Source organism: Actinomycetospora sp. 2LY8.5 (assembly GCF_057180585.1).
The window spans coordinates 1-16,786 of sequence record NZ_JBXUHE010000063.1; the positions used below are offsets into that span (position 1 = coordinate 1).

At 70.9% G+C, this 16,786-nt stretch carries 19 protein-coding genes; 14 read left to right on the forward strand and 5 right to left on the reverse strand.

The features are described 5' to 3' along the window. Positions 1-377, forward strand: a 377-nt coding sequence (locus AC2A1K_RS33360) for an ATP-binding protein (protein ID WP_483900655.1), incomplete at its 5' end; no start/stop codon positions are given. 3 nt (positions 378-380) lie between these two features. On the opposite strand, the gene AC2A1K_RS33365 is transcribed toward AC2A1K_RS33360, so the two are convergent. Next, on the reverse strand, positions 381-755 hold the full coding sequence (locus AC2A1K_RS33365; RefSeq protein ID WP_483900656.1) for a DUF6247 family protein: 375 nt from the start codon (positions 753-755) through the stop codon (positions 381-383). A 377-nt stretch (positions 756-1,132) separates the two neighbouring features. On the opposite strand from AC2A1K_RS33365, the gene AC2A1K_RS33370 reads away from it, so the two are divergent. Further along, a complete protein-coding gene (locus AC2A1K_RS33370) occupies positions 1,133-1,555 on the forward strand; it encodes an enoyl-CoA hydratase/isomerase family protein (protein ID WP_483900657.1) in 423 nt (140 codons plus the stop codon). A gap of 15 nt (positions 1,556-1,570) precedes the next feature. Here AC2A1K_RS33370 and AC2A1K_RS33375 read toward each other — a convergent pair whose 3' ends face one another. The 4 genes from AC2A1K_RS33375 to AC2A1K_RS33390 all read right to left on the reverse strand — a co-directional run bounded on the left by AC2A1K_RS33375 (position 1,571) and on the right by AC2A1K_RS33390 (position 4,926). Further along, positions 1,571-1,876 (reverse strand): hypothetical protein, encoded by a 306-nt coding sequence (locus tag AC2A1K_RS33375; protein ID WP_483900658.1) that lies wholly within the window; start codon positions 1,874-1,876, stop codon positions 1,571-1,573. 929 nt (positions 1,877-2,805) lie between these two features. Then, entirely contained in the window at positions 2,806-3,654 is an 849-nt protein-coding gene (locus tag AC2A1K_RS33380; protein ID WP_483900659.1) for an SDR family NAD(P)-dependent oxidoreductase, read from the reverse strand. Then, positions 3,554-4,096 carry a cupin domain-containing protein gene (locus tag AC2A1K_RS33385; RefSeq protein ID WP_483900660.1) on the reverse strand — a complete coding sequence of 181 codons (543 nt, stop codon included), beginning with the start codon at positions 4,094-4,096 and terminating at the stop codon, positions 3,554-3,556. Before AC2A1K_RS33385 ends, AC2A1K_RS33380 begins: the two co-directional genes overlap by 101 nt. A gap of 224 nt (positions 4,097-4,320) precedes the next feature. Further along, positions 4,321-4,926 (reverse strand): Zn-ribbon domain-containing OB-fold protein, encoded by a 606-nt coding sequence (locus tag AC2A1K_RS33390; RefSeq protein ID WP_483900661.1) that lies wholly within the window; start codon positions 4,924-4,926, stop codon positions 4,321-4,323. A 142-nt stretch (positions 4,927-5,068) separates the two neighbouring features. Between AC2A1K_RS33390 and AC2A1K_RS33395 the strand changes: the two genes are divergently transcribed. The 12 genes from AC2A1K_RS33395 (at position 5,069) to lpdA (ending at position 16,602) form a co-directional block, all read left to right on the forward strand. Next, positions 5,069-6,034, forward strand: coding sequence for a VOC family protein (locus AC2A1K_RS33395; RefSeq protein WP_483900662.1), 966 nt, complete (start codon positions 5,069-5,071; stop codon positions 6,032-6,034). 33 nt (positions 6,035-6,067) lie between these two features. Next, positions 6,068-6,607, forward strand: coding sequence for a VOC family protein (locus AC2A1K_RS33400; RefSeq protein ID WP_483900663.1), 540 nt, complete (start codon positions 6,068-6,070; stop codon positions 6,605-6,607). Between the two features lie 25 nt (positions 6,608-6,632). Beyond that, a complete protein-coding gene (locus AC2A1K_RS33405) occupies positions 6,633-7,013 on the forward strand; it encodes a nuclear transport factor 2 family protein (protein ID WP_483900664.1) in 381 nt (126 codons plus the stop codon). A 25-nt stretch (positions 7,014-7,038) separates the two neighbouring features. Next, positions 7,039-8,694 carry an FAD-dependent oxidoreductase gene (locus tag AC2A1K_RS33410; RefSeq protein WP_483900665.1) on the forward strand — a complete coding sequence of 552 codons (1,656 nt, stop codon included), beginning with the start codon at positions 7,039-7,041 and terminating at the stop codon, positions 8,692-8,694. A gap of 92 nt (positions 8,695-8,786) precedes the next feature. Continuing rightward, positions 8,787-9,335 carry a MarR family winged helix-turn-helix transcriptional regulator gene (locus AC2A1K_RS33415; RefSeq protein ID WP_483900666.1) on the forward strand — a complete coding sequence of 183 codons (549 nt, stop codon included), beginning with the start codon at positions 8,787-8,789 and terminating at the stop codon, positions 9,333-9,335. 145 nt (positions 9,336-9,480) lie between these two features. After that, positions 9,481-9,864 carry a 2Fe-2S iron-sulfur cluster-binding protein gene (locus AC2A1K_RS33420; protein ID WP_483900667.1) on the forward strand — a complete coding sequence of 128 codons (384 nt, stop codon included), beginning with the start codon at positions 9,481-9,483 and terminating at the stop codon, positions 9,862-9,864. A gap of 25 nt (positions 9,865-9,889) precedes the next feature. After that, a complete protein-coding gene (locus AC2A1K_RS33425) occupies positions 9,890-10,816 on the forward strand; it encodes a VOC family protein (RefSeq protein ID WP_483900668.1) in 927 nt (308 codons plus the stop codon). A gap of 10 nt (positions 10,817-10,826) precedes the next feature. Next, positions 10,827-11,837, forward strand: coding sequence for a VOC family protein (locus tag AC2A1K_RS33430; protein WP_483900669.1), 1,011 nt, complete (start codon positions 10,827-10,829; stop codon positions 11,835-11,837). Continuing rightward, positions 11,834-12,958: a thiamine pyrophosphate-dependent enzyme gene (locus tag AC2A1K_RS33435; protein ID WP_483900670.1), complete on the forward strand. Its 1,125-nt coding sequence runs from the start codon at positions 11,834-11,836 to the stop codon at positions 12,956-12,958. Before AC2A1K_RS33430 ends, AC2A1K_RS33435 begins: the two co-directional genes overlap by 4 nt. Beyond that, positions 12,946-13,926, forward strand: a complete 981-nt coding sequence (locus AC2A1K_RS33440) for an alpha-ketoacid dehydrogenase subunit beta (protein ID WP_483900671.1) — start codon at positions 12,946-12,948, stop codon at positions 13,924-13,926. Before AC2A1K_RS33435 ends, AC2A1K_RS33440 begins: the two co-directional genes overlap by 13 nt. Further along, complete coding sequence (locus AC2A1K_RS33445; RefSeq protein WP_483900672.1) at positions 13,923-15,221, forward strand: dihydrolipoamide acetyltransferase family protein; 1,299 nt, start codon at positions 13,923-13,925, stop codon at positions 15,219-15,221. The genes AC2A1K_RS33440 and AC2A1K_RS33445 overlap by 4 nt, the downstream gene beginning before the upstream one ends. Further along, positions 15,214-16,602, forward strand: a complete 1,389-nt coding sequence (gene lpdA / locus AC2A1K_RS33450) for a dihydrolipoyl dehydrogenase (protein WP_483900685.1) — start codon at positions 15,214-15,216, stop codon at positions 16,600-16,602. Before AC2A1K_RS33445 ends, lpdA begins: the two co-directional genes overlap by 8 nt. Positions 16,603-16,786: the final 184 nt, after the last annotated feature.

Here is a 16,786-nt window from a genome sequence, read left to right on the forward strand (position 1 = left end):
CCCATCGGCACGAACACGTGGAGAGCCGGATGCGCGGGAACGTGCACGTCCGGTTCGGCGGGCGGGGACGGGAAAACCGACAGCCCGAAAGGCTGCACGGCGTCCCGTCCCCGACCCAACACATCCCGTTCGAGGCCGAGGCCGCGAACCTCTTCTTCCAGCTCGTCTCCTCGCGCTACGAACAGGCCTCGCTGATCGTCACCAGCAACAAGCCCTTCGGTCGGTGGGGCGAGGTCTTCGGCGACGACGTCGTCGCCGCCGCGATGATCGACCGACTGGTGCATCACGCCGAGGTCGTCTCCCTCAAGGGCGACAGCTACCGGCTCAAGGACCGCGACCTCGGCCGCGTCCCCGCCGCCGCCAAGACCGACGACTGAACATCAACAACCGTGCAGAGGGGTCCATTTTCGACCGTCGCCAGGGGGTCCAGGTTCAGCCGCCGTCGACACCGCGAACGGCTCGCCGTCGGGTGACGGCTCGCCGGTCACCACCTCGGCTACCTGGCGCACCGACCGGCGGAACGCCTCCGGGTCGGACTGCAGCGCAGCGATCTGACGCCAGCGCTCGACCACCGCCTGCACTCCACTCAGATTGAGCGAGCGCCGTGCCTCGTCCAGGGCGGTCTCGTACTCGGCGACGAAGCGTTCACGGTCCTCGGGCACTAGCCAGCTGCGGACCACCGCCGGCGAGGCACCGCGCAGCAGCGGATGCGGCGCCTGCGGGCTGCCGTCGGCGTCGTGCTCGATCAATGTCACAGCCCCAAGGTAGCCACCGGGGGTTGGCGGCGGGCGGCAGTCAGCATCGCCGGACGTGGGGGAGACGAGCGTGAATCAGATTCGGACGAGGCGAGCTGGACGTGGACTCTGTTCGTCCGGTCGTCAGTGAAGTCCTCCGTGGCACAGCGCTCACGGCCGTCGCTGGTCACCGGCATGCTGTGCGCGTTGCTGTCGCCGCCGTCCAGTCAGGGGTCCTTTACACCTCGGTCGACCCCTGAAACGCTCCCAGCGTCGCGCTGAGCGGCTCGTGGCTCCTACCAGGATCACAAGTGATCGTTCCGGGAGCACATAACTGTGGGCGCCACGCTCACGGGCGACCTGCGAAGACCCTGGTTAGCACAGCGCAGAGGCGATCCGTGCTTACAAGCCGTCGGTCGCAGGTTCGAATCCTGCCGCGCCCACCCTTCTACCACGGTCTGCTGCGCAAGACGAACACGCAGCGGGCTCGGCGGATGTTCTTCACCGGCGACCCCATCGACGCCCACGAGGCTCATCGATGCGGGCTGGTCGACGAGGTCGTCCCGGTCGGCACTCTGCGCGAGTCCGCGCTCGGGCTGGCGAAGCAGATCGCCGAGCACGGCGCGGAGCTCACGTCGGTGCTGAAGGAGGTCGCGCTGCGGGCCTCGAACATGGACCACGTGGGTGCCACCGCCTACGAGCTGCGCGTGACGCGCGACCTCCTCCAGCGCGATCTGTTCGCCCGACGCATCGCCGAAGGGCTCGATCGCCTGAAGTCGGGTTCGAGCAAGGCCACGGAGCGACTGACCCCGCGGTCCTGACTCACCGGCCCTGACTCACCGGTTGACGACCGCGGTCGGTACCGGCGCGAACGGCGACGCCGGAGCGAGGTGGCGGTGCAGGAAATGGATCTGGTGGGCCGCCGCGCGCTCGAACCACTCGGAGCCCGGGTAGACGTCGAAGTGGTCGCACGGGTAGTGCCGCACATCGGCGCGCGCCCGGAAGGCGGCCGTGCGCGCGGGCTGGACCGGGGCGAGCTGGTCCTCGTCCGCGATCTGCACCAGCATCGGGCACCGCACGTCCGCCGCTCGCCTGCCGACCCGGAACCGCGCGGTGTGCAGCGCCGACCGGGCCGGGATCATGTTGACCCAGCTCTCCCCGGCGATCGCCCTGGAGGACTCGAGTCGCGCTGTTCTGCGCGGCCTCGGCCGAGATGTCCGTGACCCCGGCGCCGCAGCTGCAGGTCGAGATCCGTGCCGTGGAAGGCGCCCCAGTGCCGTTTGACGACGTGGATTTCGCCCTCCGCGACCGGGAGCCGTCGGTCGAGTGCTGCGTCGGCGGGAGGCAAGCAGGGCGGCCAGCAGCCGCTGGTCCCCGCTGGGGCAGGGCGGGGACCATCGAGGTCCCGTCGGGGTCGGGTCCCGGGGCGCGGTCGCCCAGGACGGTGGGGCCACCCTGGGCGCCCGCCGGGCACGCCGGCATCCGCCACCGGCCAGTCCGGCCGGCGGGTCAGGCACCTCCCGGCAGCGGCGCGCGCTGGTCGACGACGCCGGCGCGACGCAGGTCTGCCAGAACGCGGCTGGCACGTCCTCCTCCAGCGCCCGACGGTCCTCGGCCACGCGGTCCGGTGGGGTGGTCCCGGGGATGACGGCCCGCGACGACGGGTGGGCGAGCGAGAACCGCAGTGCCGCGGCCTCCACCCCGACGCCGTGCGCCTCGGCGACCGCGGCGATCAGCTGGGCCCGCGCCCGGGGCACGTCCGACGCGGGTGCGTACTCGACGTGGTCCCCGCCGGCGAGGAGCCCGAACTGTAGGGCGCCGACCTCATGGTCAGGTGCTCACCACCCGCATACGAGATCAAGGGGCACGTCATCCCATCGGCGGTCCGCCCTGCTCACGACCAGCGGACGCACGATCTGACTCAAGGGCCCGAAGCCCTGGCCAGGCGAGTGCTGACCCGCCGGCCGCTACCAGCGCCGAGCCTCGCACAACCAGGCCCGGTAGAGCCCATGAGGCCACGCACCCGCCCCGTCCCGGGACGGCCTCGACTCAGCACTCTCATCGATGGCCGTCAGCGGAAGTGCAGTCCTCCGTTGACGGCCAGGACCTGGCCCGTGACGAAGGCGAACGCGTCCGAGGCGACCGCGCAGATCACCCGGGCGATGTCCTCCGCAGCCCCGATACGGCCGAGCGGGGTCTGCCCCTCCACCGCCGTGAGGAACTCCGGGCTGAGGTCACCGAGCATGGGTGAGGACACCGGTCCGGGGCTGATCGCGTTAACAGTGGTGCCGTGCGGGGCCGCCGACAGCGCGAGCGACCTGGTCAGGCCCTGGATGGCCGCCTTGGACGCGACGTAGGCGGCGCCAGCCGCCGCACCGCCGCTGTCGGCCGCGATCGAGGAGAGCGTTACGATCCGGCCGGACCGCATGAGGGGTATCGCGGCCCGGGCCATCAGGTACACCCCTCGGGTGTTCACCGCCTGGACCGCGTCCCACACCTCGGCTCCGGACTCGTCGAGCGGGCCGGTCCAGTAGATCCCCGCGGCCAACACCAGGACATGCGGCGGGCCGTACCGATCCACCAACGCCTCGAGGACGCGCGCGGGCTCCGTGGCCGCCGCCAGGTCGGCTTCGACCGACTCGAGCAGAGCGGCGCCGACCTCCCGGCGTACGTCCTCGGGGACTGGTGCCCGATCCACCAGGGCGACCCGGCATCCCTCGCGCGCGAGCTGCCGGGCGGTGGCGCTCCCGATCCCACTCGCACCTCCGGTGACGATCGCGAACCGGCCTTCGAGTCCCGTGTCCACGAGCGTGCGGCCGCTAGACGCGGTTCGCGCCGATGAGCACGGCGGCCACCACGGCGGGCTCGGAGGAGCGGTTCCGCCAGGCGTGCATCGTGCCCCGCTGGACGACGCAGTCACCCGGCCGCAGCGGGACCTCGCCCTCGTCGAGCTCCAGGACGAGCTCGCCCGAGACCACGTAGACGTAGTCGATCGTGTCGGTCACGTGCATCCCCGGCCGTTCCGGGTCGAACGCGTCGAGCAGGCCGGGCATCGTGTCCTCGACCGGCTCGGCGGTCCCGGGGGGCTCGGCGGGCGCATCCGAGGGGTCCGCCTCCGGCAGGAACGTGAAGAGCATGAAGCGGTGGCCACCCGGTCCCGGGAAGAACGGCTTGACCACCGTGTCGGGCTGCTCACCGCCGACGACGGCGACGCCGTCGTCGGTCCCCCACAACAGGTGAGCGGCGAAGGTGGGGCGACCCCTGTCGTCGAGCGACTCCACCTGGCGGATCGGCCGCTCCTCGCGAGCGGATTTCCCGTCGGGGAGGACATGGGTCACCACGGTCCGAACGTCGTTGTTCATCGAGACACCCTCTCGTCGTCGTGCGAGCCCAGAACCGCTCCGCCGAGGCGGGGGCCTCACCGGTACTCACGCGGTCTCTACCGAGCGCTGTGTAGACAGTATTAGTTTCGATCGGTCGTCACTAGAGGGATCGACCCGGCGAGCCGGGTCGCAGCCGCCCCCTCCTGAGTCACCGCGGCAGCCGGTCCGGCGCCGCTCGCGCAGGGGTAACGGCGTGGGACGGGTCACCCCTGCTCGACGAGCTCCCAATGGAAGTCGGTGACGAGCGCCTGGCGTTCGTCGTGGAAGACCGACTTCATCCGGGTCCCGGGCCGTAGGACCGCCGCCGCCGCGGCGGAGGGATCGCCCAGGTCCACGCCGCGGACGAAGTTGCACATCGCGCTGTCTGCGCCGTCGGGGACGACGTAGGCGACCACATTCGGCGGCTCGGGATAACCGGGGAACGCCGCATAGGTGATCGAGAAGGTGACCAGCGAACCTTCGGGCCCCACGTCCACCCAGTCGTCCGAGGTGGGGACGAAACAGTCCTCGCACAGGGAGCGTGCGGGGATCCGCAGCCGGCCGCACCGGGGGCACGGAACGCGATCGACGGCGCCACCATCAGCGCACTGCACGCGCATTGGGACGAGAACGAACCGCACGGCGCCCACGGCGACCGCTCGTTCGTCGGCAGCGCCGATGGCCGCGAGATCGGCGGCGGCGCAGAAGGCGCGTCCCGCGCCGGTCAGCACCACGACGCGCACGTCGCCGCGCTCGGCGCCCGTGAGGCGCAGCAGTGTGGATCTCCGGGCGAAGTCCGATCGGCGACCGCCGACACCAGATTCTGTCAAGCGCCTTGACGAGATTGGGTGTGTTCGGCACGATCGCCGACGAGTGACGCAGGTAACTGCCACCGGCGGGTCTCTTGACCGCTGATCAGAAGCCGCAGCCCGCGTCGTCGTCGCCATCCCCTTGGATACGGAGGCAGCAACGGTGCTTCTCAACCAGATCGCGCTGAGCGGGCGGGTCCCGCTGGACGTGACCACTCGGTGGTACACGGACGGGCTCGGGTTCCTGCCCGCAGGTGGAACGGCGTTCTCCGGGCCGGAGATCGCCGCGGTGCAGGGCATCGACGCGCCGACGGTCGACCTCACGATGGCGTGGGTCGTGGATCGGTCGGACTTCCTCCAGCTCGAGCTCTTCCTGTTCGCCGAGCCGGAGACGCGTCCGCGTCCCACCGGCTGGACTGTGGCGGACATCGGCTACAACGTGATCTGTCTGCACGTGCTCGACTTCGACGGCACGCTCGCCCGACTCGCCTCCCTGGGTACCACGGCGGAGTCCGAGCCGGTGGGGCCCGTCGGCGACCGGCGTGTCTGCGTCCGGGACCCGAACGGGACGCTGGTCGAGCTGATGGAGAGCGACCCCGCCGTCGACGGAGGCCGCAGCACCGTCCGCCCGGACCAGAACCCGGCGATCCGTGGGGTGCGTGTCTCGGTGCCCGAGATCGCGAGCGCGTCGCGGTTCTTCGGGGACACGTTGGGCATGCGGCAGGCCGACGAGCCGCTCCACGCGCCCGCGCACGAGGTGCTCTTCGGCGGGGACCGTGCGCCCGAGCTGCTGACGCTGACCGACGGCCGCAGCCTGGTCGAGCTGGCCGACTACGGTCCGCGGGCGCGCCCGCGGCCTGTCGGCTATCGGATCAGTGACGAGGGGATCCTGAACGTCGCCTTCGGCAGCACGGAGCGCCAGGTGTACCGCGACACGCGTGACCGAGTCGCTGCCGGGCCCAACATCATGCACCAGGAGATCGTTCTCAGGCCCGATCTCGAGGTCAATTACGTGACCAGCGACCAGGGATTCAACGTCGAGCTGATGTACATGGGTCGCGAGGCGCAGAACGACTTCGGCTTCGTTCCGCTCGCCCAGCAGGCGGCGTCGAGCTCGACCACTTCCTGACTCTCCCATTCCCTTCGAATCCGAGGAGCTGCCATGGCACTGCTCACGCCCGAACAGATCGCGGGGAAGAAGGTCATCCAGATCGCCTTCACCGTGAACGATCTCGAACGCGCCGCCCTGCACTGGGCGAAGACCCACGGCGCCGGGCCGTTCTTCGTCTACGACAAGGTTCCCGTTTCGGACGTCCGGGGCCCCGACGGCGAGGCGGGGGTGTTCGAGCAGGGCGCGGCCTTCGGCCAGTGGGGTCCGGTCATGCTCGAGCTCGTGCGCTGGCACCGGGTCGAACCCGATACCGCAGCGAGTGCCATGACCGCGCCGGGCTTCAACCACATCGCCTACTTCTCGCCAGACCCGGCCGCCGAGGCCGAGGCGCTCCGCGCGGCGGGCGCCCCGCTGCTGATCAGCATGAAGTTCGGCGCGGCACCCGTGCGGTTCCACGACGCCAGGACGACGTCGGGCTATGTGATCGAGCACTACCCCTACCTCGACGCCGTCGAGGAGACCTATCGCCGTGTGGCCGAGGCGGCCGAAGGCTGGGACGGGTCCGACCCCGTACGCGGCCCGCTGTCCTGAGGCGAGGATCCCTACGAGGAGCGACATGAGTTCGAAGGACCTGGACAAGCTGACCCGCGATTTCTACCGCGAGGTCGACGCCGACGACGAGAAGGTCTTCCACCGCCGCTTCGCGGCTGATGCCGAGTTCGCGTTCAACGATTTCCCGGCCGTGTCCGGTCCGGACGCCGTGGCCGAGATGGTCGCGGGGTGGAAGGGCGGGTTCCGGTCGGTGCAGCACGACCTGCTGAATGTGCTGACCGACGCCGCCCGCTCGACGACCGTCGCGGAGATCGCCGTCGCGTACACGTTCCTCGACGGCACGTCGATCACGGTGAAGGGCTGTTCGATCTCGGAGTACGGACAGGACGACCTGATGACGAGCTGGCGGGTCTACGTCGATACGAGCCGATCCAACCCGGCATGACCGCTTCGCACACAGGGGAGGAGAGATGATGGTGGACAGCGCCACGGCGACCTGGGACGAGACCGTCGACGTGCTGATCGCCGGGACCGGTGCCGGGGGGCTGACCGCGGCGGTGATCGCGGCCTCGCAGGGCGCCTCGGTCCTCGTGATCGAGAAGGCGGCGCGGATCGGCGGCACCACCCGCAAGTCGGCGGGCTTCATGTGGGTGCCGAACAACCATTTCCTGCGGGACCTCGGCGTGAAGGATCCCCGTGACGCCGCCCTGCGTTACATGGCTCGACTCAGCCGCCCGACACTGTTCGACCCCGAGCACGAGACCCTCGGCCTGCAGCGCTGGGAGTACGACGGCCTGGCCGCCCACTACGACAACGCCGCGGACGCCATCACGACGCTGGCCTCCCTCGGCGCGATCGACGTGGCCCATGCCGCGCAGTTCCCGGACTTCTACGGCCACCTGCCCGAGGACGAGAGCCCGGTCGGCCGCACGCTGTTCCCCACACGTAGCGGCGGCGGCCCCACCGGGGGCGCGATCCTCGTGGAGGACCTGGCCGCGGCGGTGGAGCGGGCCGGTATCGAGATCCGGCTCGAGACGTCGTTGGCGGACCTCGTCGTGGACGAGGACGGCGCGGTGGTCGGTGCCGTGCTCGGCGGGACCTCGGACAGGCGCCGGGTCCGGGCGTCGCGCGGGGTCGTGGGCGCCACCGGCAGCTTCGCTCAGAACGCCGACCTCCGGCGGCGCTACCTCGACCGTCCCTACATCGGCACCTGCGCGGCGCCGGACAACAAGGGTGACTTCCTCGAGCTCACCCGTGCGACGGGCGCCGACTTCGCGAGCATGCAGCTGGCGATGCAGACCCCGATCCTCGTAGAGCGGATCGAGAGGGAGGGCGAGGACTTCCGAGGGAGCTTCATCCTGCCCGGAGACGGGATGGTCGTCGTGAATCGCGCCGGCAATCGCGTGCTCAGCGAGACGGGTTCCTACCATGACTCCGGTCGCGCGTTCTTCGAATGGGACGCCCGCAGTTCCACGTATCCGAACATCCCGCTCTTCGCGATCTGGGACGCGGACGTCGCCGCGCGCTACGGGGTGGACGCTCTGGGCAACCCTGTGCCGGCCCCCGGCGCCGACCCCTACTGGGTCATCACGGCGAACACGCTGGACGACCTCGAGGCCGCGATCTCCGTCCGACTGGGCACCCTGCACGGACTGCTCGGACGGGTCGAGCTCTCCGCCGGCTTCGGCGCCACGCTGCGCGCCACGCTCGATCGCTTCGCGGGCTTCGCCGAGACGGGCGTCGACGAGGACTTCGGACGCGGCTCCACCCCCGCCCAGCTCGCGCTCGGCACCTTCTTCGGGCAGGGCAGCGGCCCGAACCCCACGATGCGCGCGCTGGCGCCCACCGGGCCGTATCACGCCGCGATCCTCGGGCCGGGCCTGTTCGAGACGGTCGGTGGCGCGGTCACGGACCCGCACGCCCGTGTGGTGCGTGGCGACGGGAGCGTGGTGCCGGGTCTCTACGGCGTCGGCACGTGCGTGGCCGGCCCGTGGGGGGAAGCGGCGTGGTCCGGCGGACACAACGTGGCCTATGCGGTGGTCTCCGCGTACCGCGCGGCGTGCCACGCCGCTGCGCGCGAGTCGGGGAGCCGGCAGGTCAGGGACACGGCGGCGAGCATGAGTTAGCCCGAACCCACTGAGTCCTGGGCCGGCCGACCCTGGGGGTCCACCGCGGCCGCGCCGGTGGAGCCCGTCGACCAGCTCCTTAGGCTGGGGGCATGTCAGTCGTGAGCGGGGCGGGCACCAACGGGCGGTTCGCGGCCGCACCTTCGGAACCGACGGGCGACTGGATCGTCGACGTCGAACGACCGCCGATGGGCTCGCTCGTCGCGATGCTCTTCCGGCTCGTGGTGGATCGCCTCCAGGTGCACCTGGAGGCCCAGGGGGCCGAGCCGATCCGGCCTGCGCACCTCTACGTCCTACGCAGTCTGTATCCGGACGGCATGTCCGTGAGCGATCTGGCCGAGCGGTGCGACGTCACCAAGCAGGCGATCAGTCAGGTGCTGGGTCCGCTGGAGGACCTCGGTCTGGTGCGGCGCGTGGCACATCCCACCGACGGCCGAATCAAGCTGGTGGAGCTCAGCGATCGGGGGAGCCGGCGGCTCGAACAGGCCGTGCTGGCCTACGGCCAGGTCGAGTCCGAGTGGGCCGAGCTGCTGGGAGGCCCCGACGCCATGCGCCGTGTGCGCGAGGCGATGGTGACCTACGTGGAGGCCTTCGGCGACTGGCACCACGGCGAGGAGCCCCGGCTGCGCCCCGTGTGGTGACGGCGCGACCGTCCCCGAGACGGCGGCGGTTCGCGGCGACGTCCGCGTAAGTCGTCAAGCTGCTTGACAGCTTGGGGTGATGCGGGCACCGTAACTGCTGAACCGCGGCTCGCCGGCGAACCGTGACCCGTGAGGAGGAGCCCCGATGGCCGACCCGAGCCCGCGCGGGGAGGACCGGTCCGGGTGGACGGTCACCTTCCGTGACGCGAGCGATGTCGCGGTCTCCTTCCAGTGCGCCCCGGGGACGGTCGTCACCGAGGCGGCGGCCTCGGCGGGCTTGCGACCACGCGTGATGTGCCGGCGGGGCGGCTGTGGTGCGTGCCGGGCCGTCGTCGTCGCCGGGCAGGTCGAGCACCAGGACGGCACCTCGCAGACGAAGCGACGTCCCGACGGCGCATCGAGCGCCGACTACTCGCTGCTCTGCCGGGCGATGCCCGTGAGCGACGTCGTCCTCCGCCCGGAGCACGGGTGGCAGGAACGCCCGGCACGCCCGTGGCGGCGACGACCCGAGCGCACCAACGATCCATGACCTCGACGGAAGAGAGGCCGCAACAATGGCTGTGATCAAGGTAGGGCACGTCGCGCTCGCGGTGACCGATCTCGAGGCGAGCGTCCGCCATTACACCGACAACGTCGGTCTCGCGGTCAGCGAACGCCGTGACGGCACGGTCTACCTCCGTGCCCCGCTGGACCAGGATCACCACTGCATCGCGCTGACGGCGTCGGACTCCTCGAAGCTGCTCAACATCGGCCTCAAGCTGAGCACGGAGTCCGACCTCGAGGAGCTCGAGGCGGCCGCGTCGAAGGCGGCCGGGGGAAGCCGACGGATCTCGCGACACGAACGCGCCGGCCTCGGCGAGGCCGTGGCCTTCCAGATGCCCTCCGGACAGGAGGTCTGGGGCTACTTCGAGGTCGACAACATCGGTCTCGCGGGGGGCATGGTGAACCCGGACCCTGTGCTGCCCGAGAGCACCGCGGGGACCATCCGGGGCTCGCGGCTCGACCACATCGCCATCGGAGCGCCGGACACCGGTGACGTGCACCAGTTCCTCACCGAGGTACTCGACTTCCAGTCCGCGGAGCTGTTGGTGGGGCCCGACGGCCGTCCGGTCGGGGCCTGGATGTCGTGCGGGAGCACCATGCACGACATCGCGATCATTCCCGGCCCGGACGCCGCGTTCCACCACGCGGCCTTCTACGCGGAGAACCAGCAGGCCGTGATCAACGGCGCCGATCTGTTGGCACAGCGGGACGTTCCGCGCTTCGCGCCGGGCGTGAGCCGGCACGGGGTCGGCGGGAGCAACACCACCTACTTCTACGACCCCTCCGGTCACCGCAACGAGCTGTTCGCCGCGCCCTACGTCACGCCGGGCGCCCCTGGCAAGGCCCCCGCCGTGCAGTGGGGGATGGAGGACTTCGGTCGCGCCGTCTTCTACTACGAGAACGAGCTCGACATGGGCTTTCTGCAGGCCACGACCTGACGAGGACGACATGACTCTCCAACACCGCGGCATCCTCCGGCTCGGGTACGTGCGGCTCTCCGTGGACGACGTCGACGCCGGTCATCGCTTCGCGACCCGTTCCCTCGGTCTGGTCGAACACCGTCGTGGTACCGACCGCGACGGTGTGGTACGTGCCTACCTGCGCACCTGGCGGGAGCCGCAGGCGTTCAGCTACGTCCTGGAGCAGGGCCCGCCCGGGCTCGTCGAGATCGGCTTCCAGGTGCGCGACGACCGCGACCTCCACGACGCCGCTGACCGGGTGGAGGCCGCCGGTGCCCACGTCGAGCACCACGGCGCCGACAAGATCCTCGCCGACCTCGGCGCGTCGATCGCGTTCACCGTGCCCGGAGGGCCAACCCTGCGGTTGTTCTCCGAGCAGGTCATCACCGGCCCTCTCGTCGGGGTCAGCAGCCCCCACTGGAACATCCCACGGGAGCTGCGCGGCACGCCCGCACCGATGAACCTCGGCCACATCGGCATCACCTGCCCCGCCCCCGGCGAGGTCGTGTCCTTCCTCAGCCGTGTCCTCGACTTCGGGGTCAGCGAACTCGTGACCACCGACGACGGCGAGGACCTGCTCTCGGCGCTGGTGTTCCGGAGCAACTACGGACAGGACCTGGCGGTCTTCCCCGGGGACGAGCCCAACCTCCACCACGTCGCCTTCCTGCAGGAGGACGACGTGATGATCCTTCGCGACGCGACCTGGATGCGTCAGGACGGCGCCCGTCTGGACGCCTGGGGCCCCACGCGACAGTCGTACGGCCGCACCCTGTCCCTGCACTTCATCGACCCCTGCGGCATACGCATGGAGCTGTTCACCGGCGGGCGTTTCAGCGAACTGCATCCGGCGTTCCAGGCCGTGCGATGGACCGAGTCGAACCTCGACAAGGCGCTCTCCTTCTGGGACACGACCGACAACTCGGCCTGGCTCGCCCCGACGCTGGGCGTCGTCGAGGAGTCCGCCGAGGACCCCGTCGAGGAAGGGGCCACAGGCGCGTGACGACGGTGGACCCGCGCTCCGTCACGACTGCCTTCCGGGACTCTCGCGGATCTCATGGCGAACGCGTCGTGGACCCGATCCTGCGGCCCGACGGGACTCTCGCCGACGGACTGACCAGCCCGCTGGACGACTCCCGTCTCGTCGAGGCCCTGCAGCTGATGACGCGGTCGAGACTGATCGACGAACGGGGCGTGGGCTACCAGCGTCAGGGCCGCATCGGGACCTTCTCCGAGTGCCGGGGACAGGAGGCCGCGACGGCGGGGGCAGCGATGGCGCTCGATCCGACGACCGACTGGGTGGTGCAGAGCTATCGGGAGCTCCCGGCGCTGCTGTACCAGGGCATGGACCTCGTCCAGTACTGGATGCTGTTCATCGGCCACCCGCACGGGTGGGCCTTCCCCGATCACGTCAACGTCTTCCCGATGCAGATCGAGCTGGGGGCGCAGGTGCCCCATGCGGTCGGGATGGCCTGGGGGATGCGTCTGCAGGGGCGGCCCGCAGTGGTGGCCGGGTTCCTGGGTGACGGCGCGACGTCCGAAGGCGATTTCTACGAGGGCGGCAACCTGGCCGGCCTGGTGAACGCCCCGCTCGTGCTCGTCGTGCAGAACAACGGGTGGGCGATCTCCACCCCTCGCGAGCGTCAGACCGGGGCGGCCTCGCTCGCGGCGAAGGCGGCGGCCTGGGGGATCCCAGGGTACGTGGTCGACGGCAACGACGTGCTCGCGATGTACGCGGTGACTCGTCATGCGGTCGAACGCGCCCGGTCGGGCGAGGGCCCGACGTTGATCGAGGCCCAGACCCAGCGGCTCGGGGCGCACAACACCTCTGACGATCCGAGCCGTTATCGGGCCGACGTGGCCGAGACCGCGTGGACCGACCGCGACCCGATCACCAGGCTCCGTGCCTACGCGACCGCCCGCGGGCTCTGGGACGACGAGCGCGAAAGGGTGTTCGCCGCGGAGACCTACGCCGAGATCGACGCCGCTTTCGGCGAGGCGCAGCGACGCGCTGTCGATCGCGGACCAGGGATGTTGTTCGACCACGTGTACGCCGACCCGCCGGCCAGGGTTCAACGCCAGCGGCGACGCCTCGAACAGGAGGAGGACGAGTGGCGGTCCTGACGATGGTGGAGGCCATCCGCCAGACGTTGGCCGCCGAGATGGAGCGTGACGAGCGGGTGATGGTGCTGGGGCAGGACGTGGGCGCTCTCGGGGGTGTCTATCGAGCCACGGACGGGCTGGTCGAGACTTTCGGCAGCGACCGGGTCGTGAACACACCGATCGCCGAGGCGTCCATCATCGGTGCGTCGGTCGGTTTGGCGGCGTCCGGGATGGTTCCGGTCGCCGAGTTGCAGTTCCTCGGTTTCGGTCACCTTGCTTTCCACCAGATCGCCCACCAGCTCGCGCGGATGCGATACCGGTCGCAGGGACGCTTCGGCTGCCCGGTGACGATCCGCGCCCCGTTCGGCGGTGGAGTTCGGGCCCTGGAGATCCACAGCGACGCGTACGAGGCGATGTACGCCCAGGTGCCCGGTCTGAAGATCGTCGCGCCGGCGACGGCCCGCGACGCCCAGGGTCTGCTTCTCTCCGCCATCAGGGACGAGGACCCGGTGTTGTTCCTCGAACCGCTACGCGGCTACCGGCTGGTGCGCGACGAGGTGGGGGACGGGGAGGATGCCGTCGAGCTCGGCCGGGCCCGGGTGGCCCGCTCCGGCGCCCACGTGAGCATCGTCGCCTGGTCGGGCATGGTCCCCCAGGCGGAACGGGCCGCCGAGACCCTCGGGGCCGAGGGGATCGAGGCCGAGGTCGTCGACCTGCGCTCGCTCGTGCCGCTCGACGTCGACACCGTCGTCGAGTCCGTGGTCCGGACCGGGCGTGCCGTCGTGGTCCAGGAGGGCCCGGTGACAGCCGGCTTCGGCGCCGAGATCGCCACCACGATCGCCGAGGAGGCCTTCTACTCCCTGGAGGCTCCGGTGGCCCGGGTGGCGGGTCCGGACACGCCCTACCCCTTCGCAGCCGGGATCGAGGAGTACTACCTCCCCGCCGAGCAGCACATCGCCGCCGCCGCACGAAAGACGCTCGTCGAGTGAACACCTACGATTTCCTGCTGCCCGAGCTCGGGGACGGCATGCCCGAGGCGGAGATCGTCGAATGGCTCGTGGCCGAAGGAGACGAGGTCGCGGAGTTCCAGCCGATCGTCGTGGTCGAGACCGACAAGGCACAGACGGAGATCCCGGCCCCCGTGTCGGGCGTCCTCACGAAGCGGGCGGCCGAGATCGGTCACACCGTGCCCGCCGGCGCCCTTCTCGCCAGTTTCGAGCTCCCGGAGAGCCTGCTCGAGCAGCCCTCCTCGGGGGAGGGCGCACCGAGCGCATCCACACCCGCCTCCGTGCCGCGCTCGATCGCGCCCACTGCCGCGTCCTTCCCGACCGAACACGCCTCTCCGCCTCCGCGGCCCCTGGCGTCCCCTGCCGTCCGTCAGTTCGCCCGCGACCTCCAGGTGGATCTCGTCACGGTGAACGGCAGCGGCCCGGGCGGACGGGTTCTCCGTGCGGACGTGCAGGCCGCCACGGACGTCCCCGGGTGTGCGTCGGAGCCGGTGGTCGACGGCTCCTCCGTGCGGACCGAGCGGCCCGCGAGCAGCCGGGAGCCGACGCGTCAGGCGGACGAGGAGTGCGTCCGGACTCCTCTTCGAGGCCTGCGCCGCACGATCGCGCGCAAGATGGCGCAGACCGCCCGAACCGTCCCGTGCGTCACCGGCATGATCGACGTCGACGTGACCGAGCTCGGCGAGCTGCTCGCCGAGCTGGTGCCGGTCGCGCGGGAACAGGGGAGCCGGCTCACCTGGACGGCGTTGTTCGCCCTCGCGACGGTTCAGGCACTGGCGGAGTTCCCGCAGCTCAACGCCTCGTTCGACGAGGAGGCGGAGGAGGTGGTCCAGTACCGCCGGGTGCATCTCGGCGTGGCCACCGCGACCGACGACGGGCTGCTCGTCCCGGTGGTCCGCTGTGCCGACCAGCTCTCGCTGATCGACCTGGCTGCCGAGACCGGACGGGTCACCCGGGCGGCGCGGGACCGGACCGCGTCTCCCGACGAGCTCGCCGGCAGCACGTTCACGATCTCCAATTACGGGTCCGTCGGCGGTTGGTACGGCACGCCGTTGGTCAACGCTCCGGAGATCGGCATCGTCGGTTTCGGAGGTGTGGCCCCCCGGCCCGCCGTGGTCGACGGGGCGTTGGCGGTCCGCACGATGGTGGCGCTGTCGCACAGCGTCGACCACCGGTTCGTCGACGGGGCGGTCAACGCCTCGTTCGGCTCGGCGATCCGACGGCGTCTCGAGAATCCTCGGCTGCTGATGCTGGGAGCCCACCGTGGTGATGGGTGAGGCCGCCGAGGCCGTCGACCTGCTCGTCATCGGCGGCGGCCCGGCCGGCTATCCCGCGGCGATCCGCGCGGCCGAGAACGGTCGACGGGTGACCCTCGTCGACCTCGACGGGCTCGGAGGGGTCTGCCTGAACGTCGGGTGCATCCCCTCGAAGACGCTCATCGAGACGGCCGAGGCGCACCATCTCGCCCGGTCCTCGGGGACCGGGGCCGCCGTCGGGGGGGTCGACCTGGAGCGGTGGCAGAAGCTCCGGAGGCAGGTCGTCGAGGGGCTGACGGACGGGGTGGCCACAGGGCTGCACCGGGCCGGCGTGCGCGTCGTCGAGGGTCGGGCGCGCTTCACCGGGAGCACTCGCGTCGCCGTCCAACGACCCGACGGCGGGACGGAGTTCCTGGAGTTCCGTCATGCCGTCCTGGCGACGGGTTCCCGTCCGATCGACCTGCCCGCCATCCCCGTCGACGGCGAACACGTCCTGGACTCCACCGGGGCGCTGGCGCTGACGACCGTGCCGCGGCGCCTCGTCGTGATCGGTGCCGGTTACATCGGCATCGAGCTCGCCACGGCGTTCGCCAAGCTCGGCGCGGAGGTCACCGTCATCGAGCAGAAGGGTCGCATCCTCCCCGAGATCCCTGCCTTCCTGTCCCGCCCCGTGGCGCAGCGGCTGACCGAGCTCGGGGTCACCGTGTACCTCGACACGTCCGTCACCGGTGTCACCGACGGGGACGACGGGGGAGTGCGGTGCCTGCTCGGCAGGCGGGACGTCGCGCTGCCGGCGGACAACGTGCTCGTCGCGGTGGGACGGCGGCCGAACACCGACGACGTCGGGCTCGAGACCACGCGCATCCGGCCCGGATCCGACGGACGGATCGTGGTCCGCGCCGACCGCACCGTCCCGGGCACGTCGGTCGCGGCCGCGGGCGACATCACCGACGGCCCGATGTTGGCGCACAAGGGGACCGCGGAAGGTCTCGTCGCCGCCGACGCCCTGTGCGGCAGGAGGGTCGCCTTCGACCCGGCCGCGATCCCACTCATCGTGTTCTCCGACCCCGAGATCGCGAGTGCCGGCCACACCCGGGCGAGCGCGCAGGCCGCCGGCGTCGCCGCCTCCGTCGTCACCGTGCCGCTCACCGCGCTCGGCCGAGCCGCGACCATGGGCGCCACCCACGGGTCCACCCAGCTCGTCGTCGACCACGAGCGCGACGCTGTCATCGGCGTGCACATGGCAGGACCCCATGCCTCCGAGCTGATCGCGGAGGGGGTGCTGGCCATCGAGATGGCGGCCTCACCCGCGGACCTGGCGGGGAGCATCCACGCCCACCCGACGCTTGCCGAGGGCCTGCACGAAGCGGCCGGCCGCTATCTCCGCCAGCGCGGCCGATGACCCTCGCCCGCCGGGGCGAAGTCGCCGCGGGTCGAGACCCCAGGAGGACGAGCTATGCAACGACATGGTGCGGAACAATCTGGCCGAGTCGTTCGGTCTCCCTCGTTCCTACTGACCCGGATAGACCGGATAGTCCGGCCCGGTCCGGTTCTCCGTCGTTGCGCAGAGAGGCGAGGGTCAGCTG

What these genes read in the sequence shown, in the direction of transcription:
- AC2A1K_RS33375 (WP_483900658.1), bottom strand. Translation starts at nt 1,876, where the DNA reads ATGATCCCGGCCCGGTCGGCGCTGCACACCGCGCGGTTCCGGGTCGGC.
- lpdA (WP_483900685.1), top strand. Translation starts at nt 15,214, where the DNA reads ATGGGTGAGGCCGCCGAGGCCGTCGACCTGCTCGTCATCGGCGGCGGC.
- AC2A1K_RS33410 (WP_483900665.1), top strand. Translation starts at nt 7,039, where the DNA reads ATGATGGTGGACAGCGCCACGGCGACCTGGGACGAGACCGTCGACGTG.
- AC2A1K_RS33385 (WP_483900660.1), bottom strand. Translation starts at nt 4,096, where the DNA reads ATGAACAACGACGTTCGGACCGTGGTGACCCATGTCCTCCCCGACGGG.
- AC2A1K_RS33425 (WP_483900668.1), top strand. Translation starts at nt 9,890, where the DNA reads ATGGCTGTGATCAAGGTAGGGCACGTCGCGCTCGCGGTGACCGATCTC.
- AC2A1K_RS33415 (WP_483900666.1), top strand. Translation starts at nt 8,787, where the DNA reads ATGTCAGTCGTGAGCGGGGCGGGCACCAACGGGCGGTTCGCGGCCGCA.
- AC2A1K_RS33420 (WP_483900667.1), top strand. Translation starts at nt 9,481, where the DNA reads ATGGCCGACCCGAGCCCGCGCGGGGAGGACCGGTCCGGGTGGACGGTC.
- AC2A1K_RS33405 (WP_483900664.1), top strand. Translation starts at nt 6,633, where the DNA reads ATGAGTTCGAAGGACCTGGACAAGCTGACCCGCGATTTCTACCGCGAG.
- AC2A1K_RS33400 (WP_483900663.1), top strand. Translation starts at nt 6,068, where the DNA reads ATGGCACTGCTCACGCCCGAACAGATCGCGGGGAAGAAGGTCATCCAG.
- AC2A1K_RS33430 (WP_483900669.1), top strand. Translation starts at nt 10,827, where the DNA reads ATGACTCTCCAACACCGCGGCATCCTCCGGCTCGGGTACGTGCGGCTC.